This is a genomic window from Georgenia sp. Z2081 (assembly GCF_055326445.1).
The window spans coordinates 71,414-85,786 of the sequence record NZ_JBUZNK010000009.1; the positions used below are offsets into that span (position 1 = coordinate 71,414).

General features: G+C 73.6%; 13 protein-coding genes. 2 read left to right on the forward strand and 11 right to left on the reverse strand.

The window, feature by feature from the left end; genetic code table 11:
• Position 1: 1 nt before the first annotated feature.
• Positions 2-1,492 (reverse strand): HNH endonuclease, encoded by a 1,491-nt coding sequence (locus ACZLKG_RS12445; RefSeq protein ID WP_463648898.1) that lies wholly within the window; start codon positions 1,490-1,492, stop codon positions 2-4.
• A gap of 316 nt (positions 1,493-1,808) precedes the next feature.
• On the opposite strand from ACZLKG_RS12445, the gene ACZLKG_RS12450 reads away from it, so the two are divergent.
• Entirely contained in the window at positions 1,809-2,561 is a 753-nt protein-coding gene (locus tag ACZLKG_RS12450) for a 3-beta hydroxysteroid dehydrogenase (protein ID WP_425709484.1), read from the forward strand.
• Positions 2,562-2,651: 90 nt separating this feature from the next.
• Here the strand turns inward: ACZLKG_RS12450 and ACZLKG_RS12455 are convergent, their stop codons facing one another.
• From ACZLKG_RS12455 to aroC, 3 genes are read right to left on the reverse strand one after another with little or no spacing between them, the layout of a single operon-like run.
• Positions 2,652-3,269 carry a shikimate kinase gene (locus ACZLKG_RS12455; protein ID WP_425709485.1) on the reverse strand — a complete coding sequence of 206 codons (618 nt, stop codon included), beginning with the start codon at positions 3,267-3,269 and terminating at the stop codon, positions 2,652-2,654.
• Positions 3,266-4,918 (reverse strand): 3-dehydroquinate synthase, encoded by a 1,653-nt coding sequence (gene aroB, locus ACZLKG_RS12460; RefSeq protein ID WP_425709486.1) that lies wholly within the window; start codon positions 4,916-4,918, stop codon positions 3,266-3,268. The genes ACZLKG_RS12455 and aroB overlap by 4 nt, the downstream gene beginning before the upstream one ends.
• Positions 4,915-6,132 carry a chorismate synthase gene (gene aroC / locus ACZLKG_RS12465; RefSeq protein WP_463648899.1) on the reverse strand — a complete coding sequence of 406 codons (1,218 nt, stop codon included), beginning with the start codon at positions 6,130-6,132 and terminating at the stop codon, positions 4,915-4,917. The genes aroB and aroC overlap by 4 nt, the downstream gene beginning before the upstream one ends.
• A 156-nt stretch (positions 6,133-6,288) precedes the next feature.
• Here aroC and ACZLKG_RS12470 point away from each other — a divergent pair, with 156 nt between their 5' ends.
• Complete coding sequence (locus ACZLKG_RS12470) at positions 6,289-6,819, forward strand: flavin reductase family protein (protein WP_425709488.1); 531 nt, start codon at positions 6,289-6,291, stop codon at positions 6,817-6,819.
• A gap of 109 nt (positions 6,820-6,928) precedes the next feature.
• Here ACZLKG_RS12470 and ACZLKG_RS12475 read toward each other — a convergent pair whose 3' ends face one another.
• The 7 genes from ACZLKG_RS12475 to ACZLKG_RS12505 all read right to left on the reverse strand — a co-directional run bounded on the left by ACZLKG_RS12475 (position 6,929) and on the right by ACZLKG_RS12505 (position 14,338).
• Positions 6,929-7,720 (reverse strand): creatininase family protein, encoded by a 792-nt coding sequence (locus ACZLKG_RS12475; protein WP_463648900.1) that lies wholly within the window; start codon positions 7,718-7,720, stop codon positions 6,929-6,931.
• The gene (locus ACZLKG_RS12480; protein WP_425709490.1) at positions 7,717-9,060 is read right to left on the reverse strand and encodes an FAD-binding oxidoreductase; all 1,344 of its coding nucleotides are present in this window, start codon (positions 9,058-9,060) and stop codon (positions 7,717-7,719) included. The genes ACZLKG_RS12475 and ACZLKG_RS12480 overlap by 4 nt, the downstream gene beginning before the upstream one ends.
• An 8-nt stretch (positions 9,061-9,068) precedes the next feature.
• Entirely contained in the window at positions 9,069-10,253 is a 1,185-nt protein-coding gene (locus ACZLKG_RS12485; RefSeq protein WP_425709491.1) for a hypothetical protein, read from the reverse strand.
• A gap of 74 nt (positions 10,254-10,327) precedes the next feature.
• Entirely contained in the window at positions 10,328-11,287 is a 960-nt protein-coding gene (locus ACZLKG_RS12490) for an ABC transporter permease (protein WP_425709492.1), read from the reverse strand.
• Entirely contained in the window at positions 11,284-12,063 is a 780-nt protein-coding gene (locus ACZLKG_RS12495) for an ABC transporter ATP-binding protein (RefSeq protein WP_463648902.1), read from the reverse strand. The genes ACZLKG_RS12490 and ACZLKG_RS12495 overlap by 4 nt, the downstream gene beginning before the upstream one ends.
• Complete coding sequence (locus ACZLKG_RS12500; protein WP_425709494.1) at positions 12,060-13,421, reverse strand: amidohydrolase family protein; 1,362 nt, start codon at positions 13,419-13,421, stop codon at positions 12,060-12,062. Before ACZLKG_RS12500 ends, ACZLKG_RS12495 begins: the two co-directional genes overlap by 4 nt.
• Entirely contained in the window at positions 13,418-14,338 is a 921-nt protein-coding gene (locus ACZLKG_RS12505) for an MBL fold metallo-hydrolase (protein ID WP_425709495.1), read from the reverse strand. Before ACZLKG_RS12505 ends, ACZLKG_RS12500 begins: the two co-directional genes overlap by 4 nt.
• Positions 14,339-14,373: the final 35 nt, after the last annotated feature.

Consider the following 14,373-nt stretch of genomic DNA (forward strand, 5'->3'; position numbering starts at 1 on the left):
GCTATGTTCTTGATTGCAGAGGATCAAGGGGATGATCGGGGGCGGTTGGCCCGGCCCTTTCGCGGGCGATCTCCTCGTCGTGCGCGCGGAGTGCCTCCCGGTTCGCGGCGACGCGGGCCCTCAGCGAGTCGACCCGCCTGTCGGTGACGTTCTGGGCGAGCGTGGATCGGCTCGCGGCGTAGCGGTGCCCGGTCGGCGTCGTCACGGTGAGGCTCGTCGCCGTCGACTCGTGGGTCCAGCCGGCGTTCTCCTTGGCGAGGTTGCACCGCTGGCACAGGCCCGAGGCGTTGGCGAGGCTCGTCTCTCCGCCCTCGGCCCACGGGGTGGCGTGGTCGACCTGCCGGAAGTCCGCCCCGCAGAAAGGGTTGCGGCAGATGTCGTCGCGCAGGCTCACGAGGTGCCGCAGCGAGGCGGGGAACCCTCTGGCACGTGAGTCGACGCCGTCGATCTGCCCGTTCTCGGGCCGGACCCACAGGCGGCGCAGGGTCACGTCGGCCGCCTGGGCCTCGGAGAGGTAGCCGCGGGCCACCGCGGCGGGCACAGGGCCGTGCCCGGGCAGCCAGGCGGACTCGGGTCCGCCGAGCAGCGTCTCGTCGGTCATCACCAGGGTGAGCGCGACGTCCCGCGGCTCGCTGACGTCCGTGCCGGTCACGCGCTCGACGAGGAGGTCCGCACCGATCTGCGCGTTGCTCCGACCGTCGGCGGCGCCTGCTGTGACGGCGCTCCCGGAGTCGCGGTCGAGCGTGGTCTTCACCCGCACGGCGTCCGCCACGGTGAGCAGGGCGGTGAGATAGGCCATCCCGTTCGGGGCCGGGCGGACGTTCACGCGACGCTCGCTGGTGGCACGCTGCATGCGCAGGACGGCGCCGGCCTGGTCGAGCTCCTGGGCGAGCTTGCGCGCCCGGTTGCCGGCCTGCCGGTCACCCATCGCGGGGAGGTCGGGTGCCAGCGCCTCGTCGACGGCGCGGCGATCCTCCGGGGTGAGGAAGGCGATCTCCCTCGCGACCAGCGTGGCGCGCCACTCGGACACCTCACCGGCCTCCATGAGCGCGAAGGTGCGCGGCATCTCCGTGGTGAGGCAGCGGGCGAGACGTAGGTGTACGCCGCCCTGGCTCGGCGACTCGCGGCGCGCCAGTGCGATCTCGTCCGCCACTCCCCTGCCCTGGAGCTCCGCCGGCACACCGCGGTGATCCTCGTCGTCCCGACGCATGTCCTCCAGCGCCACAGAGGCTCGCGCCTGCAGGGCCTCGGCGGCGCACTTGAGCGACTCGACCGCGGAGACGACCGCGATCACCTCGGCCTGGCTCGCGACCTCGAGGTCCGCCAGGGCGCGCGAGAAGCTGGCGATGCCCTCGGTACCTCGAAGGGCGGCAGGAGGCATGACCGGCTCTACGGCATCCGTGGCTGCACCGACGGGGACGCCGGAGTCGCCGCTCGGCGAGCCGCCGTCGGGACCACCCTCGCCCGAGCCCGGCGTCCACTCCGTCGTCATACCGCTCACCTCCCCCGTCCTGTCACTGACCGCCGACGGATCCCTGTCCACCGACCGCGCCACGCCTTGTCGCGAAGACCCCTGCGTCGGTCGATCTGGTGGCTACGTTACGGGCCACCACCGACATCGAATCCTTGGAATTGCAACGGTTGTGGACGGTCATGCAGTGGGGGGACCTGTGGAGACGGCGACGAGAAGCTGGGCCTCATCCGGCACGGCCTGCCACGTATCTCCCGTGCGCCTCCGCCGTGCTCCCCCTAGCCTGGCTCCCACGCGATGTCGTCCGACGGCGGACGACCGACAGGTGGGCAGAGCGATGCGGGTCGCGATCGTCGGCGGCGGGATCTCCGGGCGGGCCATCCAGCGCGCCGTGACCGACCGGGGCGGCGCGGCCGTCCAGCTCTCCAGGTCCACCGGCTACGACGTCATCTGCCACAACCCGCTCGAGCACCTCCGCGGCTACGACGTCATCATCGAGGCAGCCAGCCGGTTCACGACGAGCGCGCGGGCGGCGACCGACTTCTTCACCCGTTCCACGACGGCGGTCGCGAGGGCGGCGAACGCAGGCGGAGCGCGGCACGTCCTGCTCTCGATCGTCGGTTGCGAGCTGCCCGAGGTGCAGGGCTACGGCTACTTCGCCGGCAAGGCCGCGCAGGAGCGCATGGCGGCCGAGGTCAGCGAGCACCTCGTCGTGGTCCGCTCGAGCCAGTGGTTCGAGTTCGCGGAGCAGAACCTGGGCCGTATGCGGCTCGGCCCCCTCGTCGCGGTGCCCACCATGCGCATCCGCCCGGTCGCGCTCGACGCCGTCGCCGACGTCCTGGCCGACTGCGCGCTCGCGCGACGTGCGGGCGACCGCCACGACCTCGTCGGTCCCGAGGAGCTGACGCTGTGGGACATGACCCGGCGCGTGGCCGGGAACGCGGCCGGGGACGGGCGGCGTATCCGGCCCTTCCCGCTCCCGCTGCCCGGACGGATGGGTCGCGCCTTCCGCGACGGCACGCTCGGCCGCGCACCCGGCGCCGAGGTGGTCGGGCCGACGTTCGAGGAGTGGCTCGTCGCGCGGGGCTGACGACAGGGGGGCGGCCCGGTGCCGCCCCGCGCGTCGGTCGGGGGTCGAGCTGCCAGGGCCCCACCCGCCGGTCGGGGGTCGAGCTGCCGGTCAGCCCGCCCGTACGACCTCGAGCACGGCGTCGCGCACCTCGTCCGGGTCCATCGCCGTCGTGTCGATCGTCGTGCTGGCGACGGCCTCGAGAGCTGCGTCCCGCTCGGCCGCCATGGTCGTCCACATCGCCCGCGGGTTCGGCAGCGCGACCGAGCCAAGGCCGGACAGACCGAGCCGGCGCATCGCGGTGCCCGGCGTCAGCCGGAGGTGGACGACCGGCACGCCCTCGGCGCGCAGCTCGGCCAGCCGGTCGGCGACCGCGCCGAGCGCACCCGAGCCCAGCCCGACGACGGCGGGCCTGGCGAGCGGGTCCGTCGCCAGCACCTCGGTCACCACAGCGGACTCGGCCGCCCGGTACTCGTCCTCGCCGAGGTCGACGACGAGCTCGTGCACCGGGGCACCGAGCCGTTCGGCCACGAGCTCGTCGGTGTCGCGCACCTCGATCCCCAGCGCCTCGCCCACCGCGACGGCCGTGATCGAGACCCCGGCCCCGGGCACGCCTACGAGGACGATCGTGCCCGTGCCGCGTGGCGTCGCGGTCTCCGGCGCCCGGTCGCCGTCCGCGCCGGCGATCGGAGCGTCGCCGGTCGCGAACCCGCCCGCGTCCCCGGTCACGCGCTCACCGTGTCCCAGGCCGCCTCGAGCGCAACCTCGTCGGGCCCGTCCAGAATGACCGGATCGCCCTCGGCGCGCAGGGCGACGAACCGCAGTCGGTCGCCGCGCACCTTCTTGTCGTTGCCCATCGCCGCACGGACCTCGCTCCACGGAAGCCCGCTCACGGTCACCGGGAGGCCGAGCGAGCTCAGCACCTCGCGGTGGCCCTCGGCGAGCCCCGGCCGCGCGAGACCCACCCGTTCGGCGAGCTCGGCGGCGACGACCATGCCGACGGCGACGGCGTCCCCGTGGCGCCACGCGTACCCGGAGGCGCGCTCGATGCCGTGCCCGGTGGTGTGCCCGTAGTTGAGGACCTCCCGCAGCCCGGCCTCGCGCAGGTCCTCCCCCACGACGTGCGCCTTCACGGCCACCGCGCGCTCGACCAGCTCGCGCAGTACGCGCGAGCCCGGGTCGAGCGCGGCCTCGGGGTGCGCACGCACGAGCCGCAGGACGTGTCGGTCGCCGAAGAAGCCGACCTTGACGACCTCGGCGAGCCCGGCGGCCAGGTCCGCCCGGGGCAGGGTGGCCAGCAGGTCGAGGTCGCAGACGACGGCGAGCGGCGCATGGAACGAGCCGACAAGGTTCTTGCCGGCCGGCGTGTTGACACCCGTCTTGCCGCCGACGGCCGCATCGACCATCCCGAGCAGCGTCGTGGGCACATGGACGACGCCGACACCCCGCAGCCAGGTGGCCGCAACGAATCCGCCGACGTCGGTGGTGGCCCCGCCGCCGAGCGTGACGACGACGTCCTGACGGCCGTAGCCGTGCTCGCCGAGCAGGTCGTGGCAGCGCCCGACGACCTCCCACGTCTTCGCGGCCTCGGCGTCGGGCAGGACGAAGGAGTGCGCGTCCCTGCCGCCGAAGCGAAGCGCGGCGGCGATCCGGCCGGCGCGCTCGGCCATCGCCTCGGGGTGGACGATGAGCACGCGGCGCGCCGTCTCGGGGATCGCGCGGGCGACCTCGCCGGACAGGTCGTGCCCGATGGTCACGCGGTACGGGTGGGCGCCGGGCACCGTGAGCACGGTCGGCTCCGTCGCGAGCGTGGCGACCTCGGCGGCGACGTCGGTCAGCTCACGGCCGTCGGTGTCGACCGTCCACGTGGCGACCTCGTCGTAGAGCGGGGCCCGCTGCTCGGCGAGCACGGTGAGCCGGCCGACCGGGTCGTCGGCGAGCAGCGGCCGGGTCGAGGCGGTCCCCACGCGCGCGTGCGCCTGCTCGGGCGAGACCGACAGGTGCACGACGCGTCGCGTCGCAAGGTCGGCGCGCGTGTCCGGGTCGAGGACGGCGCCACCGCCGAGCGTGAGGATGCCGGTCCCGTGCCCGAGGGCATCGATGATCACCTCGCGCTCGAGCTGCCGGAACGCGTCCTCGCCGGCCGCGGCGAAGACTTCCGACACGCTGCGGCCGGCCCGGCGCTCGACGAGGTCGTCGGTGTCCGCGACGGACGTGCCCAGCATCCGCGCCAGGTGGCGGCCGACCGAGGACTTGCCCGCACCCGGCAGGCCGACGAGCACGAGGTCGGGGCCGCGGCCGGGGACCGGCACGCCGGCGATCCGAGTCCCGGTGATCGGCGTCCCGGCGATCGGCAGCGCCGTCCCTTCCCCGCTCACCGCTGGTGCTCCGGGAACGAGGCGAGGTAGGCGGCCAGGTTGCGGGACGCCTCCGCGAGGGAGTCGCCGCCGGTCTTCTCCAGCAGGGCCTGCGCGAGCACGAGCGCGACCATCGCCTCCGCGACGACGGCGCCCGGCGCCACGTGGCAGGTGTCGGAGCGCTGGTGCAGGGCCGTCGCGTCCTCACCGGTGGAGACGTCGACGGTCGACAGCGCCCGCGGGACCGTCGAGATCGGCTTGAGCGCGGCGCGCACGCGCAGGACCTCGCCGTTGCTCATGCCGCCCTCGGTGCCGCCGGCGCGGTTCGTGGTCCGCGCGATGCGGCCGTCGTCGTCGTGGACGATCTCGTCGTGCGCCGCGGAGCCGCGGCGCCGGGCGGTGGCGAACCCGTCGCCGATCTCGACGCCCTTGACGGCCTGGATGCCCATGACGGCGCCGGCCAGGCGGGAGTCGAGGCGGGCGTCGCCGGACACGAACGAGCCCAGGCCGGGCGGCAGACCGTAGGCGAGGACCTCGACGACCCCGCCCACGGTGTCGCCGTCCTTCTTGGTCGCGTCGACCTCGGCGACCATCTCCTCGTCGACCCCGGGGACGATGCACCTCAGCGGGGAGGCGTCGAGCGCGGCGACGTCGTCGGGCGAGGGCAGGGGGGCGTCGTCGGGCACCCGGACCGGGCCGACGGCGAGGGTGTGCGAGACGAGCCGCACACCGGCGACCTGCTCGAGGATCGCGGCGGCCACGGTGCCGAGCGCCACTCGGGCGGCCGTCTCCCGCGCGGAGGCGCGCTCGAGGACGGGCCGGGCGTCGTCGAGCCCGTACTTGCGCATACCGGTGAGGTCCGCGTGCCCGGGGCGGGGACGCGTGAGGGGGCGGTTGCGGGCCACCTCCCGCTCGTCGCCGGTGCCGGCGTCGACGAGGAGGTCGGCGGGGTCCACGGGGTCGGCCGACATGACGGTCGACCACTTCGGCCACTCGGCGTTGCCGATCGTCATCGCGACCGGACCGCCCATCGTCACGCCGTGGCGGACGCCGCCGAGGAGGGTGACGACGTCGGTCTCGAACTTCATGCGCGCCCCGCGGCCGTAGCCGAGGCGGCGCCGGGCGAGCGCGGCGACGATCTCGTCGGAGGTGATCGACAGGCCGGCGGGCACGCCCTGCAGCACGGCGACGAGCGCCTGGCCGTGGGACTCCCCGGCAGTGGTCCAGCTGAGCATGGGACCGATCATCCCATCTGCGGGTCCGGTCGCCGTCGCGTGCCCGAGGGCCGGAAGCCACGGGCGAGAAGTGATCGCCTCCGTGGTGTCACACCGGGGAAACATCACGGTCCTAGCCTGGATGTTGATGGTATCAACATCCACCGAGGAGCACCCATGACCGTCACCCGACCGGCACGCACCATCGACGACGGCGTCGCCACGTCGTTCCGCACGGCCATGGCCGGACTCGCCGCCGGCGTCTGCGTCGTCACCAGCTGCGCCCCCGACGGGGCACCCGTCGGGACGACGGTGAGCACGGGCTTCAGCGTGAGCATGTCTCCGCCGCTCTTCGGCGTCTGCTTCGACACCGGCTCACGGACGCTGCCCACCGTGATCGCACGCGGCGCCTTCGTCGGCAACGTCCTTGCGGGCGAGGCCCAGGACGTCGCTCGTCGCTTCGCCTCCCGCGAGCCGGACAAGTTCCGCGGGATCGCCCACCGGTACACCGCCGACGGTCTGCCGTGGCTGATCAAGGACGCCGTCAGCGCGGTCGAGTGCGAGGTCGTCGGCGCGACCGAGATCGGGGACCACGTCCTGGTGCTGGGCGCCGTCTCAGGCGTGCACCGCGTCCGCGACGAGTCGGCGACCTCGCTCGCCTACGTGGACCGCCGGTTCTTCTCGCTGCCTCGGGGCACTACCGACTGAGCGGGGTCCGGCCGTTCGGGCGGACCACGTTCTCCGTGGATGACGCGCAGCGAGGGGGGCCGGGCTCCGGTCCCCCTCGCTGTGCGCCGTCCACGTGTGCGCCCGGTCGCTACGTCACGGAGAAGGTCGATGCCTCGGCGATCGCCCGTGCGGCCTGGTCCACCGCGGCCCGGAACAGGGCGCGCCCGTCGTCGGCACCGGCCGTGGTCGGGTCGCCGACATGGCCGTCCGGCCCGAAGTCGTCGGACAGCCACCCGAAGCTCGCGGGCCTGCCGAAGCCGACGACCTCGAACCCGTCGAGCCGTTCCGGGACCCGCCTGACCGCACGATCCATGTGCACGAGCTCCGGCCGCAGGTGCAGCATCATCGACGTCTCGGTGTGGCCGCCGTGGATCCCCAGTCCGAGCTCGCTGGGATTGCCGTGCTCCCGCGCGACCTCTCCACCGACGGAGGCCGGGACGAAGAAGGTCGCGAGCCCGAACCTCCGCCTCAGCTCGCGCAGCGCCACCTGCTCGAGCGCGGCGTTGCCGCCGTGGCCGTTGACGAGGAGCACCCGGGTGATCCCCGATCCGGCGAGCGAGCGCCCGATGTCGACGAGCGTCGACATGAGGGTCTCCCACGACAACCAGATCGTGCCGGGAGACCAGGCATGCTCGTCGGACTTGGTGTAGGCCAGTGCCGGGAGAAGGACGACGTCGGCCCGGCCGTCGGCGGCTACCGCGTCGGCGGCGTGGGTCGCGACCTCGGTGGCCGTGACGAGGTCCGTCGACAACGGGAGGTGCGGTCCGTGCTGCTCGATCGCGCCCGTCGGCAGGACCGCCACGGTGTTCTCGGGCAGGGCCGCGACGTCAGGGAACGTGAGGTCGGCCCAGCGGGCGGCCCTCGGCGTCGGCGCGGTCACCGCACACCGATCGTCGTGCGCGTGTCGGTGCGTGCCCGCTCCGGCACGAGCTTGCCGGGGTTGAGCAGCCCCAGCGGATCGGTCCGGGCGGCCGTGGCCGCGACGAGCTCGACGTTGCGGTCGACGTACCACTGGTGCGGCGAGTGGACGCCGAGTCCGGCGGCCTCCAGGAGCGGTATCCCGTCCAGGACCTGCTGCTCGTCCACGTAGTCACCCACCACCATGGCGAGCGGCTCGGCACCCATGAGCTCGAGGTGGAGCCGGGTCCCGGGGTAGACGGCGCGGACCCGGGCCGGGTCGTCCCAGAGCGCGCGCCCGCCGGTCTCCATGTGGAAGCATGCGGGCTCCCCCACCTCCCGCTGCCAGTAGTAGATCGGGTGGTTGTAGGACATCGACGAGAGCCGGTCCGTCTCGGCGTACTCGTCGTAGGTCGCCACGACCTGGCCCCCGCCGGCGGCGACCAGGTCGGCCACCTGATCGACGGTGGAGGACTCGGCGATGACGCGCAGGCTGTGCTGCGTGGCGTCGAGCGGCGTCGGCGCGGGGAGGGTGGCGACCAGGGCGGGCTCGTCGGCGGACGCCAGGCGCGGCAGCACCGGCAGCGTGAGGAGCGCGCGGTGCGCGGCCACGAGGCCGTCGTAGGTCGGGAACGACGCGTACACCGCCGACCAGTCGCGGGCGGGATCGGTGCGGACCGTGGCGCTCGTGACCACTCCCGTGACCCCGTACGCGTGGATGTACGGCGTGGTGTCGGCTCCGTGGACGGTGAACGTCCGGCCGCTGCCGTCCATCGGGGCGACGGTCAGCGAGACCACGAACCCGTCGGTCGTGGTGCCGTGCTCGATCGTCCCGGTGCCCGCGCTCCCGCCCGCGAGGAAGCCGCCGAGCGTCGAGCCCTTCGTCGAGGGGAACATCCAGATGTCCCGCCCCGCCGCCCGCCCGGTGGCGTCGACGGCCGTGAGCCGGGCTCCGGCACCCGCGGTCATCGTCCCGTCGCTGTCGACGGCGATCTCGTCGAGCGCACGGAGGTCGAGGCTCAGCCCGCCCGAGAACGGCGTGAGCTGGCCGTAGTTCCCGGTCCCGGCCCCGCGCGGCGTGACGGGGACGCCGGCCTCGTAGGCGAGCTGGAGGACGCGGGCGACCTCCTCGGGTGTCCGGGGGCGGACGACGGCGTCGGCGAGGTAGCGGCCCGCCGGCAGCTTCTCCTGCAGGATCGGCGACATCCGCGACCAGTCGGAGGAGACCTTGGTGACGAGGTCGAGATCGGTCGAGACCGCGTCCGGCCCGAGCTCGTCGGCGATGAGGGCGGCGAGCCTGCCCGCGGCGGTGGTCGTGCTCATCGTGGCTCTCACTCCCCCATCGAGATCGACGGATCGATGAACTCGTTCGTGTACAGCTCGGCGGGGTCGAGCTCGGCGAGCGTGACGGTGCCCTGGTCGCGCAGCAGCGGGAGGAACGTGTCGGCGATCTCCTGCATCCGCGCGTCGTCGAACTGGCCGAAGACCCCCGTGGCCGGGTCGTCGGTGACGATCTCCTCCTCGACCAGCGCGGCCGCCGAGAAGTCGGCGACGCCCGCGGAGTAGGTCCACCCGACGTTGTACTGCTCCACCACCTCGACGAGCAGGTCGTTCGTCGGCCCCGGGTCCGCGAGGAAGTCGATCTGCGACTGCTGGAAGATCGGCACGAGCCGCTCCAGGCACCCGGCCAGCTCGTCGACCCGGTCGGCGCGCACCGCGAGGGACTGCGGGTAGATCGAGAACCCGACCTCGCTCATAAGCTCGAAGGCCACCGGACGCCCCCAGGCGTCGACCTCGTTCTCGTAGATGTAGGGCTCGGCCGTGACGAAGCCCTGCTGCACGATCGACGGGTCGGAGACGAACCGCGAGGGCGTCCCCTCGTAGCTCGTGTCGGAGGCCGCCATGTCGAAGCTCGTCGTCCGCGCGAGCAGCGCGGGCAGGACGTCGCCCGAGGTCACCACGGTGGCGCCCTGCGAGACGACCTCGTCGATGGTGGTCGCGCCGGGATAGGTCTCGGGGTCCCACATGAGGATCTGCGGGCTGTTCGTCATCTGGGACACCACCGCGACGGTCGGCTGTGCCTCGTGGGAGCTGATCGCGACGTCGGTGCTCACCGCGCCGAGCGTGATCTCGTCGTCGAGGTACATGAGGGCGGGAACCGGCTGGAAGCCGACGTTCGCGCCACCCGTGCGCACCTCGATGTCCACGCCGGTGTCCACGCCCTGGGCGACGAGCGAGCCGCGCACCGACTTCGTGTCCGTGTCGATCTCGGCGTCCGACCCCACGAGCGCGTACGTCCCGCCGTGCTCGGACTGCGGCTGCCAGTCCCACTGGACGACGACGGTCGCCGGGCAGACCTCCGCGAGGTCGAGGGCGCTGCCGGCCTCCGCGGCCTCGGCGTCGGGCGCGGCCCCCGCATCCTCCGCGGGGTCGTCCGCACCGTCGGCGGAGGAGCACGCGGCGAGGGCGAGAAGTCCGGCGACGGCGAGCAGGAGGTGTGGTCGGGCGTGCGTCATGGTGGTTCTCCTTGGCTGGGTGGTTCGGCCGGCGGGGGCCGGGCGAGGGACGGAGGGCACTGAGGGGTCCGCTCTCACGAGCTGGGCCGCTTCCCGTACCAGCGGCCGAGCACGAGGCGGTCGAGGACGGCGAAGAGACCGAAGACCACGACGCCGAACAGGGCGGTCAGGGTGATGGCGGTGAACAGGGCGTCCATCTGGAGGCGCAGCGTGTAGGTGCGCAGCAGGCCGCCGATGCCCACGGGGCCCTGCTGGAAGAAGTAGTCGCCGACCAGCGCACCGATGACGGACAACCCGGCGGCCGTCCGCAGACCGGTGAAGATCGACGGGACCGACGCGGGGAGCTGGAGCTTGACGAGCCGTTGGGTCCGTGAGGCGTTGTTGAGGGTGAGGAGATCGTGCGCGGCGGCGCTCGCCGACTGCAGCCCGAAGAACGTGTTGGAGATCATCGGGAACAGGGCGATGATCACGCAGACGATGACCCGTGCCGGGAAGCCGTAGCCGAACCAGATGCCGATGAGCGGCACCAGGGCGAGGATCGGGATCGTCTGGAGGATGACGGCGTAGGGGTACAGGATCGACTCGGTCCACCTGGACGCCGACATGGCGAGGGCCCAGAGGATCCCGATCACGACGGCGACGGCGAGCCCGATGGCCGCGACGACGACGCTGCGTCCCAGCGCGTCGAGCATCGGCTCCATGAGCTGCGGGTTGGTCAGGGTGCTGCCGAAGACCTCGTGCGGGGGCGGGAGCAGGAACCGCTGGTCCACGGGCAGGATCGCGAGCGCGACGACGTACCAGATGACCACGATCCCGATGAGCGAGAGCACGACAGGTGCCGCCCCGCGCAGGGCACCCACCGTCGCCGGGCCGATGCGCCGGCCGACGCCGGCACGACGACGGCCCGGCCGCTCCGGCGCGGGGACGGGGACGGTGAGTACCCGGTCGGGGTCGGCCACGGGTCGGTCGGACCCCGGGTCCGGGAGGTCGTTCGCGGTCCCTGCGTCGGGACGGATGTGGGCGTGCAGTGTCATGAGTGCTCTCCAAGGGCTGCCGAGACCTCGCCCGTCAGGGCGGCGAACTCGGGGTCGTAGCGGAGCTCGGCGGGTCGCGGGTAGGCCCACGGGATGCGGATGTCCGCCACGATCCGCCCGGGACGGCCGCTCATGACGATCACCCGGTTGGCGAGGTAGACGGCCTCCGAGACGGAGTGCGTGATGAACAGGCCCGCGAACTGCTTGAGCCGGAAGATCCGCTGGAGCTCGGTCTGCATGCGCAGCCGGGTGATCTCGTCCAGCGCCCCGAACGGCTCGTCGAAGAGGGCGAGGTCGGGCTCGGTGACGAGGGCGCGGGCGATCGACACACGCATCCGCATGCCACCCGACAGCTCGCGCGGATACTGGTTCTCGAACCCCGTGAGCCCCACGAGCTCGAGCGCCTCCCGGGCGAGCCTGCGTCGGTGGCCGGCGTCGACCTTCCGCAGCTCACCGGTCAGCTCGACGTTCGTCAGGGCCGTGCGCCACTCGAGGAGGGTGGCCTCCTGGAAGACGTAGCTGGTCGAGCGCGAGCTCACGGTGAGGACGCCGGAGCTCACGGTGTCGAGGCCGGACGCGAGACGCAGGAGGGTCGACTTCCCGCAGCCGGACGGGCCGACGACGGACACGAAGTCACCCGGCCCGATCTCGAGGTCGATGCCGTCGAGCGCGACGGTGCCCGTGGAGAACCTCTTGGTCACCCCCGACATGCGCAGGGTCCTGAAGCTCGTCGCGCGCGGGACCGCGGTGGGGGCGGACGGTTCGGTGAGGGTCATGACGTGGACCTTCCGATCGGTTGACGTGCGGGGGACGGGGCGGGGGCGAGATGCCGGTCGGCGGACCGGTGACCGAACGGACGTCGGAACCGGTCCGGGTGAGCAGCCGGACCCGGGTCCGCCAGGGCGAGGTCCCGGCTCACGCGGGTGTCGGCGACCACGACCCCGGCGCGCAGCACGATGCGGGCGACCTCGGCGCCGGCGAGCACGTCGGCGACCGGCACGTCGGGCACGAGCATGAGGTCGGCCGCGGCGCCGTCGGTGGGCCCCGCCGCCGACAGCCCCATGACCGTGCGGGCGCCCGACGTCACGGCTGTGAGGGCCTCGTCGGCGCCCAGGTGGCCGGCGGTCATGAGGAGGGCGGTCGTCCCGAAGGGATCGGCGGTGCCGACGGGGTTGAACGGGTCCCGGACGTTGTCCCCACCGGCGGCGAGCTCGATCCCGGCGTCGAGGATCTGCCTGAGCGGGGGCATGCCACGCAGCCGCGGCTCGTCGGGGCCGCGCCCCTGCAGGTACAGGTTGGTGATCGGCAGCGTGACCAGCCCGATGCCGGCCCTGCCCACGAGCTCGAGCACGGCGCGGAGCCGGTCGCTCGGCAGGGAGCCGAGCCGCACGCAGTGGCTCGCGGTCACCCGCTGCGCCAGGCCGCGGGCGATGACCTGCTGCGCGAGGTCGACCAGGTCGAGCCGGGGCGCGGCCGTCTGCTCGTCGGTGTGCAGGTCGACGGGGAGACCGGTGCGCTCGGCGACGTCGAGGAGGTCGGCGGTCTCGGCCGCCGGGTCGTCGGCCAGGTGGGGGCAGCCGCCGATGACGTCGACCCCCCGGTCGACGGCCTCGCGCAGGTGCCCGTGGTCGGCGCCCGGTCCGGCGAGGACGCACACCTGGATGGTCACGACGCCCGAGAGCTCGTCCCGCAGCCGGACGAGCGCGTCGACCCCGCGCAGCGGGTCGCCGTCCGCCAGGAGGTCGACGTGCGTGCGGATGGCCGTGACGCCGTTGGCGACGTACCGGCCCACGGCCCGCGTCGCGCGGGACCTGATGTCGGCGGCGCTCACGGACGGCGTGAGCGCCCGCCACCTGGACACCGCGGACTCGAGGTCGTCGCCGCCGGGCGGGAGCCGGTCGGCGGTGAAGGCCTTGTCGAGGTGTGCGTGCGGCTCGGCGGCCGCGGGCAGCAGCCGCCACCCGGAAGCGTCCAGCTCGGTGCGGGGGGCGGTGCTGCCCGCGGTCGCGGCTCCGCCTGCCAGCGGGAGGTCACCGAGGGTCCCGTCGAGCAGTCGGACCGAGCGCAGGCGGTCGACCCGCAGCCCGGCGAGGTGCGCGCGTCCCGACGGCGGCCCGGCGAGGTGGCGGCTCATGCGCCGAGCCCGGTGAGGACGACGACGCCGCCGACCTCGTGCCGCAGGGCGGGGCTGCCGAGCATGTCCCTGCTCGGCACCGGGCAGGTGCGTCCGTCGGCGACGGCGCGCGCGGCGGTGGCCACGCGTGCGACGGCCGTGCCGGGCAGCTCGTGGACGAGGTTGTGCGCGGGCAGCACCCGGCGTACGTCGAGCGCGGCGAGCCGGTCGAGCGAGTCGGCGAAGGCTGCGGTGTCGGCCTCGTCCCCGTGCAGCCAGTGCGCCGAGGCGAGGACCGTGTCGGCGGACAGCAGGGTCCCGGTGGACTCCTCGAGCAGGACGAGCGCGTCGGGCGCATGACCCGGTGTGTGCAGGACCGTGAGGCGTCGGCCGCCGAGGTCGATGACCTCGCCGTCCTGCACCCTCCCGGTCGGCGGGACGGCGCCCACCCGCCAGCCTGTGAGGTCCGGCAGGTCCCGCATCCGCGGCAGGTCGGTAGCCGCGAAGAAGAGCTCGTCGTCCAGGCGCCGGAAGTCCCGGTGGCGGGCGACGACGTACGACATCGCGTTCCAGTACCCCCGAAGCACCTCGGGATCGACCGCGCCGTGCCGGCCGCCGGGGTGGGCGAGCAGCTCCACGACCTCGACCGGGCCGGACGGGTCCAGCAGGTCGCCGTTGCCGCCCCGGTGGTCGAGGTGGTCGTGCGAGCTGAGCACGACGACCGGGAGGTCGGTGAGCCCGGCCACGACGCGGGATATCGGGGCGATCCCGAGACCGGAGTCGAGAAGCAGGGCGCGCTCGGCGCCGATCACCAGGTAGCAGCTCACGTGGCCGGGCTCGCCGATCAGCCAGATGTTGCCGGCGAGCTCCCGCACCTCGAACCAGGCCTGCGCCCGGTCGAGCCCCGCCAGCGGGGGCGCGGTCGGTGTGTGCGTCATCGATCCTCCTCGTGGGATCCTCATGTTGATCTGAT

Excerpts from the sequence above, each read along its gene's own strand:
- ACZLKG_RS12485 (WP_425709491.1), bottom strand. The coding sequence starts at position 10,253 with ATGACGCACGCCCGACCACACCTCCTGCTCGCCGTCGCCGGACTTCTC.
- ACZLKG_RS12450 (WP_425709484.1), top strand. The coding sequence starts at position 1,809 with ATGCGGGTCGCGATCGTCGGCGGCGGGATCTCCGGGCGGGCCATCCAG.
- ACZLKG_RS12505 (WP_425709495.1), bottom strand. The coding sequence starts at position 14,338 with ATGACGCACACACCGACCGCGCCCCCGCTGGCGGGGCTCGACCGGGCG.
- ACZLKG_RS12495 (WP_463648902.1), bottom strand. The coding sequence starts at position 12,063 with ATGACCCTCACCGAACCGTCCGCCCCCACCGCGGTCCCGCGCGCGACG.
- ACZLKG_RS12445 (WP_463648898.1), bottom strand. The coding sequence starts at position 1,492 with ATGACGACGGAGTGGACGCCGGGCTCGGGCGAGGGTGGTCCCGACGGC.
- ACZLKG_RS12480 (WP_425709490.1), bottom strand. The coding sequence starts at position 9,060 with ATGAGCACGACCACCGCCGCGGGCAGGCTCGCCGCCCTCATCGCCGAC.
- ACZLKG_RS12470 (WP_425709488.1), top strand. The coding sequence starts at position 6,289 with ATGACCGTCACCCGACCGGCACGCACCATCGACGACGGCGTCGCCACG.
- ACZLKG_RS12500 (WP_425709494.1), bottom strand. The coding sequence starts at position 13,421 with ATGAGCCGCCACCTCGCCGGGCCGCCGTCGGGACGCGCGCACCTCGCC.
- ACZLKG_RS12490 (WP_425709492.1), bottom strand. The coding sequence starts at position 11,287 with ATGACACTGCACGCCCACATCCGTCCCGACGCAGGGACCGCGAACGAC.
- aroC (WP_463648899.1), bottom strand. The coding sequence starts at position 6,132 with ATGCTCAGCTGGACCACTGCCGGGGAGTCCCACGGCCAGGCGCTCGTC.